The sequence below is a fragment of the Phaeovulum sp. genome, from assembly GCF_047638075.1.
Taxonomy (GTDB): Bacteria; Pseudomonadota; Alphaproteobacteria; order Rhodobacterales; family Rhodobacteraceae; genus UBA6197.
Genome location: NZ_JBLJBV010000046.1, coordinates 1 through 22,090 on the forward strand (window position 1 = coordinate 1; position 22,090 = coordinate 22,090).

Consider the following 22,090-nt stretch of genomic DNA (forward strand, 5'->3'; position numbering starts at 1 on the left):
TCGCAAAGCGCGCTTTGCAATTTTAGCCGTTATAATGCAAGTATCGCGTTTTGCCCCGGCTTAAATCACGGGTCATGCCTTTACCGCTATTCGCTGATGCCCTGCCAGCGCGGCATGCCGCCTATATCCAACCCGAACAGATCCAGCGCGCGGCCGACGGTATAGTCTACCATGTCGTCGATTGTCGCGGGTTTGGTGTAAAAGGCGGGCACCGGCGGCATGATGATGGCGCCCATTTCGGTGACAGAGGTCATCGTGCGCAAGTGGCCCAGATGCAGCGGCGTTTCGCGCAGCAACAACACCAGCCGCCGCCTTTCCTTCAAGACCACATCCGCGGCCCGGCTGATCAGGGTCGATGTGGCCCCGGTGGCAATTTCAGACATGGTGCGCACCGAACAGGGCGCAATCAACATGCCAAGCGTTTGAAACGACCCGCTGGCGATAGAGGCACCAATGTCCTTGGCGTTGTGAACGACGCTGGCCTTTTCTTCCAGATCGGCGGGGCGCATGTTCAATTCCTGCGCAATCGTCAGATACGCCGAGCGGGTGATCACCAGATGGGTTTCCACGCCAAGCCTGCGCAGATGTTCCAGCGCGCGCGCCCCGTAAATTGCGCCGGAGGCACCGCTGATGCCGATAATGAGGCGCGGGGGGTGTTCTGGGGTCATATTCATTCGCTGTTGAACCACTCTTCGTATTGCGCCCATGTTCTAGATGTTCGCCCCGGCGTCAACCGCCCGCGCCATTTTGCCGGGTCATCTTTCACCGGCTATGCGCGCCATCCTGGCCTGCGTATTCGGCCGGCGAGTGCGATCATGTTGTGATTTTGCGGATGTCCGAAGTTTGTAAACACACCTGCAACCCCGGCCCTGTCAGATACCGAACAACGGCTGCAAAAGACGTGGCAGGAAGGCGTTGAACCGCAGCGGCGCGTCGGTGGCGGCCAGACAGATGCAGGGGCGGCCGGGATCAGCAATTGGCTGATGGTCCAGATCTTCGTCAGCAACCTCCAGATCGCCTACGCCAAAGGTGCCGGTGGCGTCGCTGAAACTGCCTTGCAGCACCAGTGTCAGCTCTAACCCGTTGTGGCTGTGATCGGGCACAGCGCGGCCGGGCGGAATGTAAAGCAGCCGCGCAGAGCCGCTCTTGTCAGCCGACAAAAGGCTTTGACGCACGCCCATGCCCAGCGATTTCCAGCGTGGCGGCTTGCCCTTCAGTGCCGCCATGATGCTGCCGGGGAAAATGCTTGAACGTTGATAGGTGGGTTCGGGGCCTTGCGGCGCGTCAAGCTGGGCCAGAACACGGGATTTGAGACCCTCGGACAGATCAACCGGCGCCGAGGCGTTCAGGACCGTGCCGCCAACGGCCTGATGAGCCGCCAGCGCGACGCGGCATTCAGGGCAGAGCGACACATGCGCGGCGATGACCAACGCGAAGGAATGGGGCAGGTTGCCGCTGGCATAAGCTGCAAGCAGGGCATCAGGTGCGTGGTGGGTTATGGTGGACATCCTAGCGCATCCCCTTCAATTCGTGCCTCAATCGTTCCAGCCCCAGCCGGATGCGCGATTTGATCGTGCCAAGCGGCAGCCCCGTCATCGTGCTGATTTCCTGATGCGTCAGTTCGCCCAGGTAGGCGCGTTCTACAATGTCGCGTTGGTCGGGTTTCAATTGTGCCAAGGCCTGTTCAAGTTTGCGGGTTTCCTGTTCGACAGCAATGATCTGGCTTGCATCGGGTTCGCAGTCCGGTTCCTCGGTCAATTCATCGGGGATCGGGCGGCGTTCCTTGCGCGCGATGTCAATTTGCCGGTTGCGGGCGATCTGATAGATCCAGGCGGAAACCTGCGCGCGGTGCGGGTCAAACAGTTCCGCCTTGCGCCAGACCGTCAACATGACATCCTGAACGATGTCTTCGGCCTGCGCGCCCGGCGCCCCGGATCGGATGATGAACCCTTTCAGCCGCGGCGCGAAATGGTCGTAAAGCCGTGCAAAGGCATCGCGGTCGCGTTGGTCACGAATCGCAAGCATCCAAGTGGTCTGTAGTGAAATCGCGGCGCTTGGTGGGGGTGGCACCTTGGATTTGCCCTTCAACTGAACATCACAATGAGGCACGGCAGCGCCGCGCATCTTTGTATGTTCGATCTGATGAGTTGCTGCAAACATAAATCCTTTACGCGACCGCAGAAGGTTTGGATCAATTTTTGATCCGGTTGGCCCGCCGATGCGTAAACATACCGAAAAAAGCAGAACGGATTTCAGATGACCCTGGTCAACTTTCCCATCCTCCCGCAGCGCATCGCCATTATTGGCGGTGGGATTTCAGGGATGGCGGCGGCCTATCTTTTGGCGCCGCATCACGCGGTTACGCTGTTTGAGGCCGCGCCGCGGCTGGGGGGGCATGCGCGTACCGTGATGGCCGGGGTGCGGGGTGATCAGCCCGTAGATACCGGGTTCATCGTTTTCAACTATGCCAATTATCCGCACCTGACCCGCATGTTCATGGATCTGGATGTGCCCGTTTCAAAAAGCGACATGAGCTTTGGCGTGTCGATCAACGACGGGCAGATCGAATATGCGCTGCGCAGTCTGCGCGCGCTGACGGCACAGCGGCGCAACCTGTTGCGGCCGGGTTTTGGCCGCATGGTGCGCGATATCATGCGCTTTAACAGCGGCGCCGAGGCAATGGCGCTGAATGAAAATGCGACCCTTGGAGAGTTGGTGGATGAAATGCGGCTGGGGCCCTGGTTCCAGCACTATTATCTGATGCCGCTATGTGGCGCGATCTGGTCGACCCCCCCGGACCGCATCCGCCAGTTTCCCGCCCGCGCCGTTTTGCAATTTTTCCGCAACCACGCCTTGCTTAGCGCCTCGCGTCATCATCAATGGTGGACGGTCGAGGGTGGCAGCGTTGAATATGTGCGCAGGTTGGAACAGCATCTGCGCGGGCAGGGGGTGACACTCAAGACAGGCACAGCGGTGCGAAACGTGACCCGCAATGGCGCGCAAAGCACGCTTGAGAGTGCCGACGGCCCGATGGGGCCCTTTGATCACGTCATCTTTGCCTGCCACGCCGATCAGTCGTTGCGGTTGCTTTCCCAGCCGACGGTTCAGGAACGTGCCGCGCTGGCTGCGGTGCGGTTTCAGGATAATGAGATGGTGTTGCACCGCGACATTGCACAGATGCCACGGCGCCGTGCGGTATGGTCAAGCTGGATCTACAAGGCCGATACCAACCGCGAAAACACAGCCATTGGCGTGACCTATTGGATGAACCGGCTTCAGAACATTCCTGATCACGATCCGTTGTTCGTATCCCTCAACCCCTCGCGGCCGGTGCCCGATCATCTGATTTATGATCAGACGACCTTTCGCCACCCGGTGTTTGATGCGGGGGCCTTGGCTGCGCAAAATCTGTTGGGCGCGATTCAGGGCCAACACAACACCTGGTTTGCCGGGGCGTGGACGCGGCATGGCTTTCACGAAGATGGCTTTGCCAGCGCCACCCGCATCAAAAGGCTGTTGGAGCGGCAAGTAGTATGACCCACGCCCCTGAACATATCGCCGGTGTAACATCCCATAAGCGGCGCGGTCAGGTCCGGCACGGGTTCAGCTATGGCGTGGACTATGTGCTGATCGACCCCGAAGCACAGATTGCCGGGCCGCTGCTGTTTTCGCGCAATCGCTTTAACCTGATCGCGGTGCATGACCTTGACCACGGCGGTCCTATTGGGGGCGGGCGCGGGGCGTTGTGGGTGCGCGAGGTATTGGCCGCGAACGGGCTTGGGGATCGGCGTGTTCATCTGCGTCTGCTGACACAGCCGCGCTTTTTGGGGTATGTCTTCAACCCGGTCAGTTTCTGGCTGGTGATGCAAGACGAAAACCTGATTGCCGTGATAGCCGAGGTTTCCACCCCGTTCAGGGACCGCCATTCCTATCTTTGCAAGAACCCTGATTTTGCGCCCATCACCCCCGCCACCCGGATAGCGACGCCCAAAACCTTGCACGTTTCACCGTTTCAGGATGTCGCGGGGGGGTACGAATTCACCTTTGCCATCACGCCCGATCATATCAATATCCGCATTCTGCACCGAAACGGCACAGAGGGTGTGGTTGCCACCCTGACCGGCCCGCGCGCCCCGCTACGAAACCTTGGCATCCTGCGCGCCAGTCTGCGCCGCCCGTTCGGGGCGCTGCGCACGATCATTCTGATTTATTGGCAGGCGCTGCGCCTTAGGCTGAAAGGTGCGCGCTATCGTGCCCACCCCAAACCCCCGAATTCGGAGATTACCTGATGTCGTTTCTGGACAAGCGTCTGAAGAAAGATTTTCTGGAAACCTGTGCCGGTATCCAGACCGGCAATCTGCGGCTGCGCACACCCGAGGGCGAGGTCCATGATTTTGGCGCCTCCGGCCCTGGGGTTGAAATGCAGATCAATGACTGGGCCGCCATTGGCGCGATTGCGGCCCGCGGCAGTATCGGGCTGGGCGAAACCTATGTTGCCGGGCTTTGGGATACACCGTCGATCGAAGATCTGGTCGCCGTCGGGCTGGGCAATTTTGATCAGTTTGGCGCCTATGCCTATGCGGGGGTCTGGCACAATCTGAAGTTCCGGGTGGTGAACCATCTGATGCGCGCCAATTCCCGGCGGGGGGCCGGCCGCAATATCCGCGCGCATTATGATGTGGGCAACGAGTTTTATCAGCTTTGGCTGGATGAGGGCATGACCTATTCAGCCGCCATGTTCAGCGGCGCCGATCACGATCTTGGCCGCGCGCAAAACCGCAAATACGACCGCATTCTGGACCGGCTGAAAAACAGCGAGCGCGTGTTGGAGATTGGCTGTGGCTGGGGCGGCTTTGCCGAACGCGCGGCAGACAGGGGCCACCACGTTACCGGTTTGACCATTTCGCCCAGCCAGAAAGGCTATGCCGATGCAAGGCTGGATGGCCGCGCCGAAATTCGCCTGCAAGACTATCGCGAAAGCAGCGGCCAGTTTGACAATATCGTCTCGATTGAGATGATCGAGGCGGTCGGGCAGCGTTACTGGCCGACCTATTTTGCCACCCTGAAGGCGCGTTTGGCCAAAAGCGGCGTGGCGATGATTCAGGCGATCACAGTGCCGGACGCCTATTTTGATATTTACCGACGCAGCTCTGACTATATTCGCCATTACACCTTTCCCGGCGGGATGTTGCTGTCCGAGGCGATGATATCCGATCAGGCCCGCAAGGCCGGGCTGGCGGTGCGGGGCACACACGCCTTTGGGCGCGACTATGCGCGCACCTGCACCCTGTGGGAAAAGCGGCTTCAGGCGCAATCCAGCCGGGTTCGCAAACTGGGCCATGATGAGGCGTTCTTGCGGAACTGGCGCTTTTATCTGGGGGCCAGCGCGGCCTGCTTTGCGGTGGGGCAAACGGATGTCGTCCAGGTGGAGCTGACCCATGCCTGAGCGTCAGACAATCTGGATCATCGGCGCCAGCGACGGTATCGGCGCGGCCCTGGCGCAGGAATGGGCCGGGCGTGGCGCGCGCCTTATTCTGTCTGCGCGGCGCGCAGAGCGGTTGGATGATCTGATAAAGAGCCTTGGCGATGGCCACCTTGCGGTGCCGCTGGATATCGAAAAGCCTGATACCATCCGCGCCGCAGCAGAGCAGATTGCAGCGATTGGCCCTTTGGACCGGATCGTGCATCTTGCCGCGCTTTATGATCCGGGGCGGATCAGTGACCAGGACCCGGACCGCGTGGCGCAGATCGTTTCGGTCAACCTGACCGGCAGTTTTCATATTGCCAGGATCGCGCCAAAGCTGCTGCGCGCGGGCGGCCAGTTGGCGCTTTGCGGCTCGGTTGCGGGCTATATCGGGTTGCCGCAGGGGCAGATCTATTCGGCCACCAAGGCCGGTGTGATCAACCTGACCCAGTCGCTGCGCGCCGAGTTGGCCGGGCGTATCGACGTCCGGCTGATCTGTCCGGGCTTTGTGGATACGCGGCTGACGCAGCGCAATGATTTTCACATGCCCGCAATGGTCACCCCTGAATATGCCGCCCGCGCCATCATCAAGGGGCTGAATACGCGCCGCTTTGAGGTGCATTTTCCGCGCCGTCTGACCTATGGGCTAAAGCTGCTTGCAGCCTTGCCCTATTGGGCCGCGCTACCCCTGACCCGCCGCTTGTCACGTTAAGGGCGGCGCGGGCGCCGCGGCTTTCATCTGTCGCCTACCCACCCCCCGTGTGATCGTTCTGTCCGTCCTGGAAAGGCAACCCTCATGACAACCGTGATCCTTTATGCCGTTACCGCCATCATCTTCCTTGCGCTGGATGCCATCGGGCTGCGCTATTTGGTCAAACCGGTGTTTGATCGTCATATCGCCCATCTGTTTGCCGACCCGTTCCGGATCTGGCCTGCTGCGGTGTTCTATCTGGGGTATGTCGTGGGGTTGATGTGGTTCGTGTCTGTTCCGGCGCTGCGCGCGGGTGATCCGGTGGCGGCACTGGTGGGCGGCGTGCTGCTGGGCCTGATGGCCTATGGCACTTATGAGTTTACCAACTATGCCACGCTGGCAGATTGGAGCATGACGCAGGTTGCGGTTGATATGACCTGGGGGGGCGTTCTTACCGGGGTTTCGGCATGGGCGGGCGTGATGATCGTGCGCGCCTTTGGTTAGCGCCGGGGCTGCGTTCCGCAATGCTGGATATTCGCCCCAAATGGCCTAATCTGTCGAATAGACCAACAAAGGAGAGCGACATGCCCAAGGATGACCCCGCAAAAAGCCCCCAGCGTAGTGTTATCGTGCAAGGCTTTACCAACAGCGTTCTTGACCCCGATGCCCCCATGCAAGGCCCGGTTGAAAGCGGCGGCACGATCATCGCCAATACCGCGCCCGGTTGCTGGGGGCCGATGATTACCCCGCATCTGCGCGGCGGGCATGAGGTGACACAGCCGGTCTGGGTGGCGGGTGCGGAACCCGGTGACGCGGTGGTGATCCGCATTCGTGATATCAGCGTGACCTCGATTGCCACGGCAAGCGGGCATGACAGCTCGCCCGAGGGGTTCTGTCTGGGCGACCCCTACGTCGCTGCGCGCTGCCCCACCTGCGATGCGCTATGGCCCGAAACCCATATTGAGGGCGTGGGGCAGGATTGCGTCAGGTGCAATGTCTGCGGCAATCCGGTGAAACCCTTTGAGATTGTCCACGGCTATACCGTCACCTTTGACGAAACCCGCAGCGTTGGCCTGACCCTGCCGAAAGCCGCCGCTGAAAAGATCGCCGGGGATGCCGACCACTACGCGGCCCTTCCCGACGCGGCGCAGCAACATTCAATCTTGCATTATGCGCCCTCGGACATTCCCGGCGTGATGGTAAGGATGCGCCCCTTTCTGGGGCAGTTGGGCACCTGTCCCTCGATCGCTATGCCAGACAGCCACAACGCGGGCGATTTTGGCGCGTTTCTGGTAGGGGCGCCGCATCCCTATGCCCTTACCGCCGAACAGCTGGCCCAGCACAAGACCGACGGCCACATGGATATTGACGCCGTGCGCGCCGGGGCCATTCTGGTGGCGCCGGTCAAGGTGAAAGGCGCGGGCATCTATATGGGCGACATGCACGCCGGGCAGGGCGACGGCGAAATTGCCGGCCATACGATGGATGTGGCGGGCAGTGTCACGCTTCAGGTTGAGGTAAAGAAGGGCTATTCGATCGACGGGCCGGTGCTGTTTCCGCTGCCAGAGGATCTGCCGCCGATGGCGCGCCCGTTTTCGGATGCGGAAAAGGCAAAGGCTGCGCGACTGGCCGCGCAATGGGGCGTGAAAGAGATTGAGGTCTGCGCGCCAATTTCAGTCATCGGCACGGCCGCCAATATGAACGACGCCATTGAAAACGGCCTGACGCGCGCTGCAACCCTGCTTGGCATGACCGTGCCAGAGGTGCGCAACCGCGCCACGATCAACGGCGCAATCGAGATTGGCCGCGCGCCGGGGGTGATTCAGGTCACTTTCCTTGCGCCACTGGCAAGGCTGGATGCCGTTGGTTTGGGCGATCTGGCGCGCGAACAATACGGGCTTTGAGCCTGTGCCAGCCTAGGGCGGTGCCGGGCATTGCGCCCGGCCCGAACCTAGAATTTTTCTTCGATGATCTGGCCATCGGTAACGCCCAGATCATGCAGCGCTGCCCGAACCGCCTTCATCATTGGTGGCGGGCCGCACAGATAGCAGCGGCTATCGGGGCCGACGAACTGGCGCAGGTAATCTGCGTCAACGCGTTGCTGCGGCACGCTGGCGCCGGCCTCGTCCACGACAAAGGCGGTGGTCAGCCCCTTCATCGCCTCAAACTTCTTGCGCCAGATGATATCGGCCTCGGTCTTGTTGGCGAACACCAGCGTTGAGCCCTGAAGCGTGCCATGTTCGTGCAGGCGTTTGCGCAAAATGGCGATCATCGGCGTCACGCCCGCGCCACCCGCGATAAACACCCCCGGCCCCTTGTCCGAAATCGCCCCAAAGGGGCCCTTCATCATCACCTTGTCCCCCGGCTGCAAGGCACCGATCTGTTTGGTCACGCCGTTGCGGTCGGGGTAGGATTTGATCACAAATTCCAGTGTCGGCTCTTCGGGCAGGGACACCGGCGTAAAGGGCCTGCCCTTATCGTCCCATCCGTCTTTTAGCACGAACAGCTCTACCCCCTGCCCTGGCGCGTAGGTAAACCCTTCGGGCCGCTCAAAGACCAGATGATGCGTGTCTGGTGTGACCGGCTCGATCTGTTTCAATGTCAGTTCATATGGCATGAAAACCCCCTCGTTATCCGTTCTTAAACAACTTAGCCGTTAGAAGTGCCTAGTCAACCCAAAGACGCGGCCCAGTAATGACGCCACGTCACGAACGCGCTGGGGCTGCCCACATGAACGAAAGGCCAACTGGAGTGCGCAAAAAACATGTGATAGCAATTACTTCAGATGAATTTTGGGCGATCTTGTGAGTATTTGATACTATGGGCTCTAATAATAAAGAAAACATCAGTGAGGTTTCGGGGAACTTTACCAATTCAGAAGACGGATTTGACACTTGGACGTTCGACGCCTCCCTAGCCGACCTGACGGTTGAGGGTGACTTCGATCTGGATACCAATCTGGATGGTGTGGGCGGGCCCGAAGCATCGGACGGATACACGTTTACAGCGCTTAATACATCCGCCTACGGCAGCCTCAGCTATAACACGACGACGGGCAAATTCACCTTTACCATAGATAAGGCGGCGGTGATTGCATCGGGGTCCGATCAGGTTATTAGCTTCACCGTGACCGGCTACAGCGGTAACAAATCAGATCCCGACAAGGTCCAGATCAATATCGCGATCTGTGTGCAGCGCGGGACGCTGATCAAAACCGCGCACGGCGAAGTTGCGGTTGAGGAACTTGAACCCGGTGATCAGGTCTTGACGCTTGATTCTGGCTATCAGCCAATCCGCTGGATCGGGTCGCGTAAACTGGGCCGCAGCGATCTGGACCACGCGCCGGCGCTGCGCCCGATACGCATTGGCAAAGGGGCCCTGGGCCCGGATAGCCCCGTGCGCGATCTGATCGTGTCACCGCAACACCGGGTATTGCTGTCGGGGTGGAAGGCGGAGCTTTATTTTGGCGCGCCGGAAATTCTGGTTCCGGCGAAAAGTCTGGTGAACGACATTGATATTCGGGTTGCCCGCGATATTGACGATGTCGAATATTTCCATGTGCTTTTCGACCGCCACGAAATCATGATGACCAACGGCGCCCCAACCGAAAGCTTCTTTCCCGGCGATTACGTTCTGGATGAACTCAACACCGCCGTTCTTGACGAATTGACGGCGATTTTCCCGGATCTATTGGCTAACCCTGCGGGTTTCGGGTATTCTGCGCGCCCATCGGTCCGCCCATCCGAGGCGGTTGTTCTAAGATCGAGGCTTTTGCATTGACCACGCTGGTTGACAACAGTGGTAAACCCCTACCGCAGATCGAGGCACCATCAGAGGCCAAGTTGCGGGTCTATGGCGATTTTCTGTTCCTCGCCTTTCGCAGCCACTGGCATGCGCGGATGAGTGTGGCAAACCTGCGATCGGCGTTTGAGCCGCCGATCGAACTGAACCAGTATCGAATTTTCCGGTTCGACGGCGTGCCGCGCGGCCTTTTGACCTGGGCGTGGTTAAGCGCCGAGGCCGAGCAAAAATATGTGGCGGGTGAAGTGTTGGCCTCCCAGGACTGGAAATCGGGCGACCGGCTTTGGCTGATCGACATCATCGCGCCTTATCGGGGGCTTACGGCCAGTATCTCGCGCTGGGTGATGGTGCCGGGGCAGATTACCGATAAGGAATTCAGATTTCGCCGCGTAACCCCCGGCAGCACGACAAGGCGAATTGTGCATGTTGATTTCAGCCGCCCCGACGATAAGGCGCGCATCCTGTCGGATGAGGATTTTCAGGGCGCTGACGCGACTTAGCCCCCCGCGACAGACCTGCGAAACAGGATCAGGCTAACCGCAAGGAACGCCGCCCCCAGCAGAAATGTCCACAGGAATTCGGGCCAGACAACGCTGAAATCGGCCCCGCGATAGGTGATGGCGGTGGCGAACTCCATATAGTGGCGTGAAGGTAGCAGCCAGGTGATCGGTTGCAGCCATAACGGCTGGCTTTCAACGGGTGTCATGCCCCCCGACAGAATCATGATCGGCATCATCAACAGCATCAAAAGCAGCGCAAACTGCGCCATGCTTCGCGCAAGAATCCCAAGCAACGCCCCGATGGCAGCGGCCGCGAACAGATAGACCGCAGTGCCCGCCAGCAACAAACCTTCGGACCCCGCAAAGGGCACCTCCAGCGCGCCCTCGACCACGATGAAAAGGGAAAACACGAAGGCAACAAAGATTACCAGCGCATTGGCGAATATCTTGGAAAAAGCAATCTCGATTGCGGTGACGGGCATCAGCAGCAGATGTTCGATGGTGCCATGTTCGCGTTCGCGGATCAGCGCGGCACCGGCCAGGGAAATGGCCAGCATCGACAGCCAGTTCAACAGCGCCGCGATTGACCGCAACCACACCTCATTGCCGGCCGGGTTGAAAGACCGGCGCAACACCAGATCAATGGGTGACGCCTGAACGATGTTCTGACCGGCGGCAAAACGCATCACCTCTTCGTTGAAGGTGGCGGTCAGATAGCCGGTGCCCACGGCTGCGGCCGTCGTTTTTGTGGCGTCGATGTTGATTTGCAACGACGGTGTGCGCCCGGCGCGCACATCCGCCTCAAATCCTGCCGGGATCACGACCACGAAAATCGTCTCGCCCCAATCCATCATCCGGTCGATCTGATCTGCGCTGGCCTGTAGCGGGGGCAGGTAGCGCGGCATCAAAAGGGCGGTTTGCAGCGCGCGGCTGAGGGCGGATCGGTCTTCGTCCACGAAGGTGACCGATGCCTTGTTCAGCATGTCGCCCGCCCCCGAGCTTTCGATATAAAGGCCCGGCCCAAAGGAATACAGCACCAGCAGCAGCAAAATTGCTTCGCGCCACAGGGTGCGGAACTCTTTCATCATCAGCCAGAAGATATTGGCGATGCGCTGCATGGCCTACGCCTCCTGCTTTTTCATGAACAGGACCGCCACGGTGACAAAGACCGGCGCAAAGATTGCCAGCAGCCCGATGTTGGCGGCAAGCTGCGCAAGATCAAGCCCCTTGCTGAAGGCCCCCACGCTCATTTGCATGAAATAGTTGGTGGGCCACATCTGCCCCAAGATCCGCCCGGCCCCCTCAAGCGTAGAAACCGGCTGTATCAGACCCGAAAACTGCACCGTCGGCATCATCACCAGCACCGATGTTGCAAAGACCGCCGCCACCTGGCTGCGCACGAACACCGCAATGATCAGGCCAAACCCGGTTGCCGCCGCCACATAGGCCACCGCCCCCAACGACAGCGCCAGCACAGAGCCTTTCAAAGGCACGCCAAACAGAAACACCGCCATGCCGGTCAGCATCAGCCAGTTCAAAAATCCGATGGCAATGTAGGGCAGTTGCTTGCCCAGCAAAAATTCCAGTTTGCTGGTGGGGGTGACGTAGAAATTGGTAATGGTGCCGATTTCGCGTTCGCGGCTGACGCTGACCGCCATCAGAATGGCGGGAAACAGCATCAAGAGGATTGCAGGCACCGACGGGACGATGGCTGGCAGCGATTCAAAGCTGGGGTTATAGCGGTAACGTGGTTCGATGTTGATGGTGGGTCGCGCCAGGCCCGCCATGCCGGCCGCCGTGGCGCGACTGGTCAAAAAGGCGCCATGCGCGCCTTGCACATAGCCCTCGATCGTTGCGGCACGCGATGGGGCGGCCCCGTCAATCCATGCCGCCACGCTGGTCGGCTGGCCGGTGGTAACGGCGCGGCCAAAGCCTGCGGGAATTTCCATTGCCAGCATGATTTCGCCCGCAACCATGCGGCGCTGCAATTCTTCGGCGCTGGCGACTTCGGGCACCTCGTCGAAATAGGTCGAGCCGGTGAAATTTGCCAGATAGGCGCGGCTTTCGGGGGTTCGGTCCAGATCGAAGGCGGCAAATTTCAGCCCGGTGACATCCATCGAGATGCCATAGGCAAGCATCAGCATCATGAACATGCTGCCCAAAAACGCAAAGGCCAGCCGCACCGGGTCGCGCATCACCTCAAGCGACTCGCGGCGACTGACCGCCAAGAGGCGGGTCAGGCCGGGGCTGTGTTGGCGCGCGGCCGGTGCGGTGGTCAGCGCGCGTAGCGGCGCGGTGGGTTCTGGTTCGCCAATAGCGGCCTGGATATAGCGGATGAAGGTTTCGTTAAGCGACCCCGAGCCACCCTCTTTTGCCAGATTCTGTGGCGTGTCATAGACCAGCACCTTACCCGCATGCATCAGCGATATGCGGTCGCAGCGCATCGCTTCGTCCATGAAATGGGTTGAGATGAAGATTGTCACATGATCGTTGCGCGATAATGCCGCCAGCATATCCCACAGCTCGTCGCGCGCCACCGGGTCAACGCCGGATGTAGGTTCATCCAAAATCAGCATGTCCGGGCGATGGATGATCGCGCAGGCCAGCGACAGCCGTTGCCGCAGGCCAAGCGGCAGTTCAGCGGCGAAGGCATCCGCATGGGGGCCAAGGTCGAAATCGGCCAGCAATTCATCAATGCGGGGGGCGATCGTCTTATGCGGCAGATGAAACAGACGCGCGTGCAGATCAAGGTTTTGACGCACGGTCAGTTCGCCATAAAGCGAAAAGCTCTGCGACATGAAGCCAACGCGCCGCCGGGTTTCGATATTGTGGGCGTCTGCCTTTTGGCCAAACAGCCACGCCTCGCCCTCTGACGGGGGCAAAAGGCCGGTCAGCATCTTCATCGTTGTGGTCTTGCCGCAGCCGTTAGAGCCTAGAAAGCCGAAAATCTCACCCCGCTGGATCTCAAAACTTACGTCATGCACGGCGGTAAAGTCGCCAAACCGCCGGGTTAGACCCTTGGCGACAATTGCCGGGCCGCCCGCCTGCGCCTCTAGCGCCCCCATCGCGATCGGGGTGGATTGGCGCTGCTTTTCAGCGGGCAACAAAGCCACGAACGTTTCTTCCAGCGTGTCGGTTTGGGTTTGGGCGCGTAGCGCATCGGGCGTGCCGGTTGCCAGAATTCGCCCCGCGTCCATCGCCGCCAGCCAGTCAAAGCGTTCGGCCTCTTCCATATAGGCGGTTGAAACCAGCACGCTCATTGAGGGGCGATCCTCGCGGATTTCATCAAGCAGATCCCAAAATTGATTACGCGACAGCGGGTCAACGCCGGTTGTCGGCTCATCCAGGATCAAAAAATCAGGGTCATGGATCAACGCGCAACACAGGCCCAGCTTTTGCTTCATGCCGCCAGAAAGTTTGCCTGCGGGCCGGTCGAGAAACGGATCCAACCCCGTGGCCCGTGCCAGCCGGTCGATGCGCCGCCGCCGTTCGGCAGTGTCATGGCCAAACAGGCGGCCGAAAAAATCGAGGTTCTCAAACGCGCTTAGTTCCTGGTAGAGGTTTTTGCCCAGCCCTTGCGGCATATAGGCGATGCGGTTGAATACCGCGTTGCGGTGCTGGTGCGCGCGCATATCGCCGCCAAACACCTCAACCGTTCCGGACTGGATGATGCGCGCGCCCGCCAACAGGCCCAACAGCGTTGATTTGCCCACGCCATCCGGCCCAATCAGGCCCAGCATCCGGCCCGCGGGCAGGTCCAGCGTTACATCGCGCAGCGCGGTAACCTTGCCATAGTGGTGTGTCAGCTTCGCAACATGGGCAACGCCGGGGCTGTCCATCGCTTAGTTGCCCCCAGGCACATCGGCAGGCAGCGGTTGCCCCACGAATTCGGGGGGCCAGGCCAGGTCTTCGGCGCCCGCAAGGCGGATATAGGCAACCCCCCGCAACCCGGTCTTGACCTGTTCAATATTGGCCCTGACCAGTTCTTCGGGCAGGCGCACCTTGACGCGGAACATCAGTTTTTCACGCTCTGCGGCGGTTTCCACCTGTTTGGGGGTAAACTGCGCCTCGGGCGACACAAAACTGACATAGGCGGGAATGGCATAGGGAATGCTGTCAAGTTTGATCCGCGCTTCGGCGCCAAGGCCGGTGCGCATGGCCTGATCGGCGGGCAGGAACATTTCCATATAGACCTGCGATAGATCCAGCAGCGTGATGACCTTGCCGCCCCCGCCCAAAACCTCGCCGGGTTGCGCCAAACGGTAAAGGATGCGGCCCAGAACCGGCGCGGTCAGGGTGGCGTCGGCTATCTGTGCCTCGTATTGCGCGACCAGCGCGTTTGCCGCGTCTACCCCGCGTTCGGCGGTGCTTAGCTGGGCAAGGGCGGCATTCAGGGATGCCTTGGCGGTGGTCAGAGCGGTCTGTTTCTGGTCCGCGACCGATTGAGAGGTGGCACCCCGTTCGGCCAACTGGCTGGCGCGGGTAAATTCATCCTCCGCCTGTTGCTGTTCGGCGCGGCGCTGCGCGATAAAGGCGTGGACCTCTGCGACCTGGCTGGTGGCACGGGCGGCGTCGGCCTTGGCGCGCGCCATCTGCGCGGTCAGCTCGCGGGTGTCCATCACGGCGAGGATTTGGCCGGGCTGCACCAATTCACCCTCGCTCGCGCGGATTTCGGCAACGCGTCCGGGCATTCTGGTGGCAATGTCGATCTGGTCGGCCTCGATCCGGCCATTACCGGTGGCAAAACCTTCCGGCAGGGTGCCTGTCTTTTGATCCCAGACGTACCAGCCGATTGCGGCAATGGCAGCCAATAGCACAATAGCTGTCACCAAGGGGCGAATATATTTCATTCAATAGCTCCATACGGCGGACGTAAATGAATAGGCCGCGCATCAGTGACACTATCTTGGCCCGGGCGTATTGATCAGGGTCAAGAATGGGGGTGAAAGACCCTGCAACCCAGTCGTTTCAGCGGTTCACCGCCGGTGTGGGCGCGGGCGCGGGTTTGTCGGGGTGGCGCAGCCCTGTGGCCACCTCACGCAGGGCCGTTGCGTCCAATGTCTCAAGGTCCAGCAACCGGGCGGCGCTGCGCTCAAGGATGTCGCGGTTGGCGGTCAGGATTGCCAGCGCCTCGTTTGAAACCTCGTGCAGGATGCAGCGCACGGCGGTGTCCATCGCCTCGGCCGTGGCCTCGCTATAGCTGCGCTCCAGATAGCGGGGCGTGGTGTCCCCCAAAAAGCCGGGCCTGTCGCTGTCATAGCTGACGCTTCCCAGATTGGCATCCATCCCGTAACGCGCCACCATGGATCGCGCGATATCGGTTGCGCGGGCAAGGTCATCTGCGGCGCCCGTGGACACATGGCCAAAGGCCAGCTGCTCGGCCGCGCGCCCACCCATCAGCACCGCGATCTTGTCGCGAAGTTCGCTTTCCGTCATCAAAAAGCGGTCCTCGGTCGGGCGCTGGATCGTATAGCCCAACGCCCCGACCCCGCGCGGAATGATCGAGACTTTGTGCACCGTATCGACCCCCGGCAGGGCCATACTGACAAGCGCATGCCCCATTTCGTGAAACGCGACGATCTTGCGCTCTTTCGGGTTGATCAGGCGGTTGCGCTTTTCCAGCCCGGCGACGATGCGCAGGATCGCGTTGTTGAAATCTTCCATCGCCACCGCAGAGGCGCGGCGCCTTGTCGCCAAAAGCGCCGCCTCATTGACCAGATTGGCAAGGTCCGCCCCCGAAAAGCCGGTGGTAATGGCGGCCACCTGATCCAGATCCACATCCTTGGCCAGTGCCACCTTTTTGATATGGACCTTTAATATCTGCACCCGCCCGGCGCGGTCAGGGCGGTCGACCAGCACCTGACGGTCAAACCGGCCCGCCCGCAAAAGGGCCGGGTCCAGAATTTCGGGCCGGTTGGTCGCGGCCAGCAAAACGACACCCTCTGACGGGTCGAACCCGTCCAGTTCGGACAATAGCTGGTTCAGCGTCTGCTCGCGTTCATCATTGCTACCGTGCATCGTGCCGGCGTTGCGCGCGCGGCCAAGCGCGTCCAATTCGTCGATAAAGATGATGGCCGGGGCAGATTTGCGGGCCTGTTCAAACAGATCGCGCACGCGGGCCGCGCCAACACCGACGAACATTTCGACAAATTCAGAGCCGGAAATGGAAAAGAACGGCACCTCTGCCTGGCCTGCGACCGCGCGCGCCAACAAGGTCTTGCCGGTGCCCGGCGGACCGACCAGCAAAATACCCTTCGGCATCCGCGCGCCAAGGCTGCCATATTCCCGCGGGTTCTTTAGAAAGTCGATGACCTCTTGCAATTCGGCCTTGGCCTCATCCACGCCCGCGACATCCTCGAACGTGACCTTGGTATCGCTTTCGACATAGATCTTGGCCTTGCTTTTGCCGACGGACATGAACCCGCCCATGCCCTGTTTGTCGGCCATCCGGCGGATCAGGAACATCCAGATGCCGACGAACAGCAGCATCGGCAGCACCCACGACAGCAGCGTTGTGAACCAGGTGTTTTCAACCGCCCCGGTATAGGTAATCCCCGCGTCATTCAGTTGCTTTGATAGTTCGGGGGCGACTGGCGTGGTGACAAACCCCGTCTTGCCGTCCTGCGGTTCGGTGAACGTTCCGCGAATAGTATTGGCACCGATGGTCGCGTCCTTGATCACGCCCTTATCCAGGTAGGATTCGAACTGACTGTAGGGAATGGCCTCGATGGTCTGGCTTTGGACCCATAGATCACGCAGCAGAAATACGCCCATGATGGCGATGAAAACATACCATATATTGATCTGAGCTTTGCGGTTCATCTCATTTCCTGCGTCTAAGGGGGTCATCACATGCTAGGCGCCGTCAAGCCCCTTGCAAAGGGCCGCTTTTTGGTCTTGCATAATCTTATTCAAAGGGATTGCGCTTAATTGGTATTTGAAATGCCGATTAGTGTTTGATATGTTCGCCCGTGTGATGAAACCTGTGTCAGTAGAGGGTGTAGCATGCAGCACCAGAGGGATCATATGAGACATAATGTTCCCCCGACCAAAGTATCAACAATCCCGATACGCTGATCTTGCATAGAAACGCTTGCTTGCTGCGTGGGGTATGGCCTGCCGGCAGGGCACATAAAAGGGGCGACGTCATGCTAGTAGAACGACTTTTGCCAAAGGCCCGCGATCGGATGGTTTGCATCGACGTCAGCGCCACCCTATTGCAGGCGGCCCGGGTTCTTGATGGCGCCTGTGATTTGGTGCTGGTCTGCGAGGCTGACGGCCGGTTGGCCGGGGTAGTGACCAAGACCGACGTGGTGCGCCAGACCGGGCGCTGCGTCGGCGCAAACTGCACCGCCCCTGTGGCCAACGCGATGACGCGCGATGTGACTTCGGCCCGCGCCGAGCATTGGCTTCATGACGCCTGGACCGCGATGAAAACCCGCGGGTTCAAGAACCTTCCGGTTGTCGATGCCTCGGGTCTGCCGATTGGCGTTTTGAATGCGCGCGATGCGCTTCAACTTTTGCTGCAAGAGGTGCGCCAGGAAGAAGAGCTGTTACGCGATTATGTGATGAATATTGGCTACCGCTAAAAGCCAGAAGCCGGGTGGCCACCTTGTATCAGCGGCCAAAAGGTAACACCTATCCCCGAAAGCCGCGTTGAAATAACAGGAGTTGACCCCGTGACCACCCGCAACCCGCAATCCGCAGGCCCCTCAGCCGGGCCACTGGCGCATCTTGGCCGCCTTATCGCCATCAGCAGCGGCAAGGGCGGGGTTGGCAAGTCCACGGTGACAGCCAACCTTGCCGTGATGCTGGCGCAGCGGGGGTTGCGCGTCGGCCTGGTTGATGCCGACCTTTATGGCCCCTCGATCCCGGGCATGCTGGGTATTCCGGGCAATCAGCCCCCCGCCATGTCGCCCGACAAAAAGGTGACCCCCGCCGAGGCGCATGGCGTCAAGGTGATTTCCATGGGCATGCTGACCGGCGATGACAAGCCCGCCGTGCTGCGCGGCCCGATGGTGACGAAATACCTGCAGATGTTCGTGACGCAAGTAAACTGGGGGCAGTTGGATGTGCTGTTTCTGGACCTGCCGCCGGGCACGGGCGACACGCAATTGACGCTGGCGCAAACGTTTCCGTTGACCGGCGCGGTCGTGGTCAGCACGCCGCAGGACGTCAGCCTGAAGATCGCGCGGCGCGGTCTGCGGATGCTGGAACAGGTGAAGGTGCCGATCCTTGGCATTGTTGAGAATATGAGCGGCTTTACCTGCCCTTCATGCGGTGAGGTCACGCATATTTTCCATCAGGGCGGCGGCCGCAATATCGCTGAAAGCCTGGGTGTGCCGTTTCTGGGCGCGGTGCCGCTGGACCCCTCGATTGTGGACAGCGGCGATAGTGGGGTACCGGTGGTGATTACCGCCCCCGACAGCCCCGCCGCCAAGGCTTATGGTGCCATAGCCGATGCGCTGATGGGGGATCTGGGGCAGGCCAGCGGGCTACCGGTGCCGTTTGACTGGCACATCACGGAAGGTATCGGCCGGCCCACGCCCGCAACCCCCGCGCCGGGCGTCACCTCCGAGCGGCCCTTGGCGCTGGATTATGACGCCACCGGGCTAAGCGTCCTTTGGTCAGGGGATCGGCTGCAAAAGATCGACCCGCGCGATCTGCGCCTGTCGTGCCGTTGTGCGGCCTGCCGCGATGAGATGACCGGCAAGCGGATCCTGAACCCCGCCGCCGTGCCGCTGGATGTTGCGCCGACCCGGATCTGGAGCGTGGGCAACTATGCGATTGGCGTGGCGTTCAGCGATGGCCACCATTCAGGCATCTACACCTTCCCCGCCCTGCGCGAGATTGAAACCGCCGAGGCCGAGGATGTCTGAAACCACCACCCCCCGGCGCATCCAGGCGCAGGCATCGCCGCGCGATCCGCAAACGATGCGCTTCATTCTGGACGCCGCCGTACAGGCGGGGCAATCGGCGGGGTTTGACAGCGGGGCGGGTGACGCCCCCTTGGCGCAGGCGCTGTTTGCCATTGAGGGTGTGCGCAAGGTGCAGGTCTCTGACGCGACGATCCTTGTCACGCGCGCGCCTGAAAGCGATTGGCAGGCCCTGAAAGCACCGATTGCGGCCGCGATCCGCCTGGTTCTGGACAGCACCGACCACCCGTTGGGCATGGCGTCCACGACCGCGCCCGCCGAGGGCAGTGACGAGGCCCTTTTGGCGGCGGTGACCGAACTGCTGGACAACAAGGCAAACCCCGCCATCGCCAGCCATGGCGGCCGCATCACCGCCGAAGGCGTTGAGGGCGGCACCGTTTATCTGCGCATGTCCGGGGGCTGTCAGGGCTGCGCGGCCTCAGCGATGACGCTTAGAAACGGGGTTGAAACGATGCTGCGCGCGGCCTTGCCCGCAATCCGTGAAATCGTTGATGTGACCGACCACGCGACCGGCACAAACCCCTTTTACCGGGGCGAACCGGGGCAGAGCCCCTCGTTTTCGCGGCCGGTTCCGCCGGAGGCGATTGGCTGGGAAGAGGGGCAGATGATCATCGACCCCGATTATCTGGCCCCAAAGCTGGGGCTGGACGCGGACGCATTGGAGGCGGGGCTGGCGCGGGGTGACATCGTGATTACCAGTGAAAAAGCACCCGATTCCGCCTCTGAAAAAACCCGCGTGACGGTGCGCAGCGCGACGCGCGCCTGGGCGGCCGAGGTGCTGCCCGATGGCAGCGCGCGCGAAATACCGCCCCCCCGCGCGCTATCGGCCGCCGAGATCAAAAACAGCACGCTACCCAAACGTGTCCGCCGCTATCTGGAGGCATTGGCGCCGGAAAAGCTGCCAATCACCTATGGCGCATTGGCGCGGGGCCTTGGCATGTATGCCCCCGGCTCGATCCGCAAGGTTACCGGCGCGCTGGAAACGACGATGCACGAAGACAGGGGCGCCAACCGCCCGTTCATTGCCGCGCGCGTGGTGGGCCGGGGGTCTGCAAAACAGCCCGGCCAAGGGTTTTTCGCGCTGGCCCGCGCCTTGGGCCGTGGCCCGCGGCCCGATGAATCCGACCTGAGCTTTCACCAGCGACAGTTGGCAGAAAGCCTTGCAGGGGAATGGCCAATCAAGGCGTCATAGTGCTGCCCCCCCGGCGCAAAAATACCGGGGGGCGCCGATGCCAGACCTTAATCCTCGTCTTGCGGGGGGTGGACCAGCGACTGTGCGGTATAGGCCAGAATGGCGATGCCGATTGCCCCCATTGCTGCAACCCCCAAAAGCACGATCACGTCGATAGGCCCGCCAATATCGCTGAACCCCGAATGGGTCATCGTCTGCACGAACAACACCGCCCCAACCGCACCAAACGGCATTGAAAGCTGCGCCAACAGGAATTTCCGCATCGACACCGCCCGATCCCGGATCAGCACATAGACATAGGCCACCGTCACCAGAACGGCAGCCGCCACCAGGGCCCAAAACAGCCCGCGCCCAAAGATTTCCTCGAACACGGCCCACAGGGTTTCAAAGGTCAAATCCTTCATGTCGCCCTCCTCAGGCTTTGCCGCGCAGCATCGCGTTGTAGGTGGCTTTCAGCGCCACCTCTTTCATCAGCCAGCTGATCCACAGCTCTTCCAGCGGCGCGATGATGCCGGGAAACGAGGGGGTCAGGTTGTTGTGGTAATCAAACTCGACCAGCATCGCGCGACCAACACGGGTGATCAGCGGGCACGAGGTGTAACCGTCATAGATTTCGGTTCCCTCGCGGCCCATAATGGCGGCGATCAGATGATCCTCGACCACCGGCACCTGCCATTTGACCGAGGCGGCGGTTTTGCCCTTTGGCACGCCCGCCACATCGCCAAGCGCAAAGACTTCGGGGTGGCGCAGATGGCGCAGGGTTTTCATGTCACATTCGACCCAGCCCTGATCAACCCATTTGTCGGCCCAGGACAGGCCAGACTGGCGGATGACATCGGGCGCGCGCTGTGGCGGCACGATATGGATATAGTCATAGCCCAATTCCGTATCACCATCGGGGGTGGTGAAGGTGGCGATGCGTTTGCCCGGGTCAATCGCCTTCAGCACATGGTTGTAGACGGGCGCAATACCACGGTCACCAAACAGCATCCGCACCTTTTCAGACACGATCGGCACCCCGAACAGGGCGCCATCGTGCGCGGCATAGGTCATTTCAAACTTGCCCCGGCCAACGGTCCGGCTGGCGATATCGTCTATCAGGAAGGCGTGTTTCAGCGGTGCGCCGGCGCATTTCATCTCGGTCGCGGGGCGGGTCATCAGGCCAACGCCGCCCTCTTGGGTGAATTTCTGCGCCGCAGTCCAGGTACGCGCGGCATAATCCGGCCCGGCATATAGCGCGCCAATGCCGTTGGTGCCCACCAGATCCAGCGAAAACCCCTCGATCGCGTCATGATCCAGCACCAGACCGGGGGCGACGATCAAAAAGTCATAGCTCAGGCTTTGCCCGCCTGCGGTTTCAACCTTCTTTGCCACCGGGTCGATGGCCGCCGCCGCCTCGGGGATCAGGGTGACGCCCTTGGGCAGCCAATCGGCGGTTTTCGAGACGGTGTAGGCCTAGCTGGCCCGAAGCTGCATATTTGGGCTTTTATAAGAACAATGGGGGAA

General features: G+C 60.8%; 21 protein-coding genes. 11 read left to right on the forward strand and 10 right to left on the reverse strand.

The genetic code is table 11. From position 1 onward, the window contains the following. Positions 1-86 precede the first annotated feature (86 nt). From ACM62R_RS07135 to ACM62R_RS07145, 3 genes are all read right to left on the reverse strand, one after another. Positions 87-674, reverse strand: a complete 588-nt coding sequence (locus ACM62R_RS07135; protein WP_415183365.1) for a UbiX family flavin prenyltransferase — start codon at positions 672-674, stop codon at positions 87-89. A gap of 198 nt (positions 675-872) precedes the next feature. Further along, on the reverse strand, positions 873-1,508 hold the full coding sequence (locus ACM62R_RS07140; protein ID WP_415183366.1) for a ChrR family anti-sigma-E factor: 636 nt from the start codon (positions 1,506-1,508) through the stop codon (positions 873-875). Between the two features lies 1 nt (position 1,509). Continuing rightward, complete coding sequence (locus tag ACM62R_RS07145) at positions 1,510-2,025, reverse strand: sigma-70 family RNA polymerase sigma factor (protein WP_415183367.1); 516 nt, start codon at positions 2,023-2,025, stop codon at positions 1,510-1,512. A gap of 231 nt (positions 2,026-2,256) precedes the next feature. Between ACM62R_RS07145 and ACM62R_RS07150 the strand changes: the two genes are divergently transcribed. The 6 genes from ACM62R_RS07150 (at position 2,257) to ACM62R_RS07175 (ending at position 8,059) form a co-directional block, all read left to right on the forward strand. After that, a complete protein-coding gene (locus tag ACM62R_RS07150; protein ID WP_415183368.1) occupies positions 2,257-3,537 on the forward strand; it encodes an NAD(P)/FAD-dependent oxidoreductase in 1,281 nt (426 codons plus the stop codon). Further along, positions 3,534-4,289, forward strand: a complete 756-nt coding sequence (locus tag ACM62R_RS07155; RefSeq protein WP_415183369.1) for a DUF1365 domain-containing protein — start codon at positions 3,534-3,536, stop codon at positions 4,287-4,289. The genes ACM62R_RS07150 and ACM62R_RS07155 overlap by 4 nt, the downstream gene beginning before the upstream one ends. Further along, positions 4,289-5,446: a class I SAM-dependent methyltransferase gene (locus ACM62R_RS07160; protein ID WP_415183370.1), complete on the forward strand. Its 1,158-nt coding sequence runs from the start codon at positions 4,289-4,291 to the stop codon at positions 5,444-5,446. Before ACM62R_RS07155 ends, ACM62R_RS07160 begins: the two co-directional genes overlap by 1 nt. Continuing rightward, positions 5,439-6,176 carry an SDR family NAD(P)-dependent oxidoreductase gene (locus tag ACM62R_RS07165; RefSeq protein WP_415183371.1) on the forward strand — a complete coding sequence of 246 codons (738 nt, stop codon included), beginning with the start codon at positions 5,439-5,441 and terminating at the stop codon, positions 6,174-6,176. Before ACM62R_RS07160 ends, ACM62R_RS07165 begins: the two co-directional genes overlap by 8 nt. An 84-nt stretch (positions 6,177-6,260) precedes the next feature. Beyond that, a complete protein-coding gene (locus ACM62R_RS07170) occupies positions 6,261-6,659 on the forward strand; it encodes a DUF2177 family protein (protein WP_415183372.1) in 399 nt (132 codons plus the stop codon). Between the two features lie 80 nt (positions 6,660-6,739). Further along, positions 6,740-8,059, forward strand: a complete 1,320-nt coding sequence (locus tag ACM62R_RS07175) for an acetamidase/formamidase family protein (RefSeq protein WP_415183373.1) — start codon at positions 6,740-6,742, stop codon at positions 8,057-8,059. 47 nt (positions 8,060-8,106) lie between these two features. Here ACM62R_RS07175 and ACM62R_RS07180 read toward each other — a convergent pair whose 3' ends face one another. After that, a complete protein-coding gene (locus tag ACM62R_RS07180) occupies positions 8,107-8,772 on the reverse strand; it encodes an FAD-binding oxidoreductase (protein WP_415183374.1) in 666 nt (221 codons plus the stop codon). Positions 8,773-8,975: 203 nt separating this feature from the next. On the opposite strand from ACM62R_RS07180, the gene ACM62R_RS07185 reads away from it, so the two are divergent. Beyond that, the gene (locus tag ACM62R_RS07185) at positions 8,976-9,935 is read left to right on the forward strand and encodes a Hint domain-containing protein (RefSeq protein ID WP_415183375.1); all 960 of its coding nucleotides are present in this window, start codon (positions 8,976-8,978) and stop codon (positions 9,933-9,935) included. After that, positions 9,932-10,456, forward strand: coding sequence for a toxin-activating lysine-acyltransferase (locus ACM62R_RS07190; RefSeq protein WP_415183376.1), 525 nt, complete (start codon positions 9,932-9,934; stop codon positions 10,454-10,456). Before ACM62R_RS07185 ends, ACM62R_RS07190 begins: the two co-directional genes overlap by 4 nt. On the opposite strand, the gene ACM62R_RS07195 is transcribed toward ACM62R_RS07190, so the two are convergent. The 4 genes from ACM62R_RS07195 to ftsH form a co-directional block, all read right to left on the reverse strand. Further along, complete coding sequence (locus ACM62R_RS07195; RefSeq protein WP_415183377.1) at positions 10,453-11,574, reverse strand: ABC transporter permease; 1,122 nt, start codon at positions 11,572-11,574, stop codon at positions 10,453-10,455. The genes ACM62R_RS07190 and ACM62R_RS07195 overlap by 4 nt on opposite strands. 3 nt (positions 11,575-11,577) lie before the next feature. Next, on the reverse strand, positions 11,578-14,295 hold the full coding sequence (gene rbbA / locus ACM62R_RS07200; RefSeq protein WP_415183378.1) for a ribosome-associated ATPase/putative transporter RbbA: 2,718 nt from the start codon (positions 14,293-14,295) through the stop codon (positions 11,578-11,580). 3 nt (positions 14,296-14,298) lie between these two features. Continuing rightward, positions 14,299-15,306: an HlyD family secretion protein gene (locus ACM62R_RS07205; protein ID WP_415183379.1), complete on the reverse strand. Its 1,008-nt coding sequence runs from the start codon at positions 15,304-15,306 to the stop codon at positions 14,299-14,301. Between the two features lie 118 nt (positions 15,307-15,424). Beyond that, positions 15,425-17,278: an ATP-dependent zinc metalloprotease FtsH gene (gene ftsH / locus ACM62R_RS07210; protein ID WP_415183380.1), complete on the reverse strand. Its 1,854-nt coding sequence runs from the start codon at positions 17,276-17,278 to the stop codon at positions 15,425-15,427. Positions 17,279-17,604: 326 nt separating this feature from the next. Here ftsH and ACM62R_RS07215 point away from each other — a divergent pair, with 326 nt between their 5' ends. The 3 genes from ACM62R_RS07215 (at position 17,605) to ACM62R_RS07225 (ending at position 20,584) form a co-directional block, all read left to right on the forward strand. After that, positions 17,605-18,045, forward strand: coding sequence for a cyclic nucleotide-binding/CBS domain-containing protein (locus ACM62R_RS07215; RefSeq protein ID WP_415183381.1), 441 nt, complete (start codon positions 17,605-17,607; stop codon positions 18,043-18,045). A gap of 90 nt (positions 18,046-18,135) precedes the next feature. Further along, the gene (locus ACM62R_RS07220; RefSeq protein WP_415183382.1) at positions 18,136-19,335 is read left to right on the forward strand and encodes a P-loop NTPase; all 1,200 of its coding nucleotides are present in this window, start codon (positions 18,136-18,138) and stop codon (positions 19,333-19,335) included. Further along, a complete protein-coding gene (locus ACM62R_RS07225; RefSeq protein ID WP_415183383.1) occupies positions 19,328-20,584 on the forward strand; it encodes a NifU family protein in 1,257 nt (418 codons plus the stop codon). Before ACM62R_RS07220 ends, ACM62R_RS07225 begins: the two co-directional genes overlap by 8 nt. Positions 20,585-20,631: 47 nt before the next feature. Here ACM62R_RS07225 and ACM62R_RS07230 read toward each other — a convergent pair whose 3' ends face one another. After that, positions 20,632-20,988 carry a DUF5368 domain-containing protein gene (locus ACM62R_RS07230; RefSeq protein ID WP_415183384.1) on the reverse strand — a complete coding sequence of 119 codons (357 nt, stop codon included), beginning with the start codon at positions 20,986-20,988 and terminating at the stop codon, positions 20,632-20,634. A gap of 10 nt (positions 20,989-20,998) precedes the next feature. Next, entirely contained in the window at positions 20,999-21,958 is a 960-nt protein-coding gene (locus tag ACM62R_RS07235; RefSeq protein ID WP_415183385.1) for an FAD/NAD(P)-binding oxidoreductase, read from the reverse strand. Between the last annotated feature and the right edge of the window lie 132 nt (positions 21,959-22,090).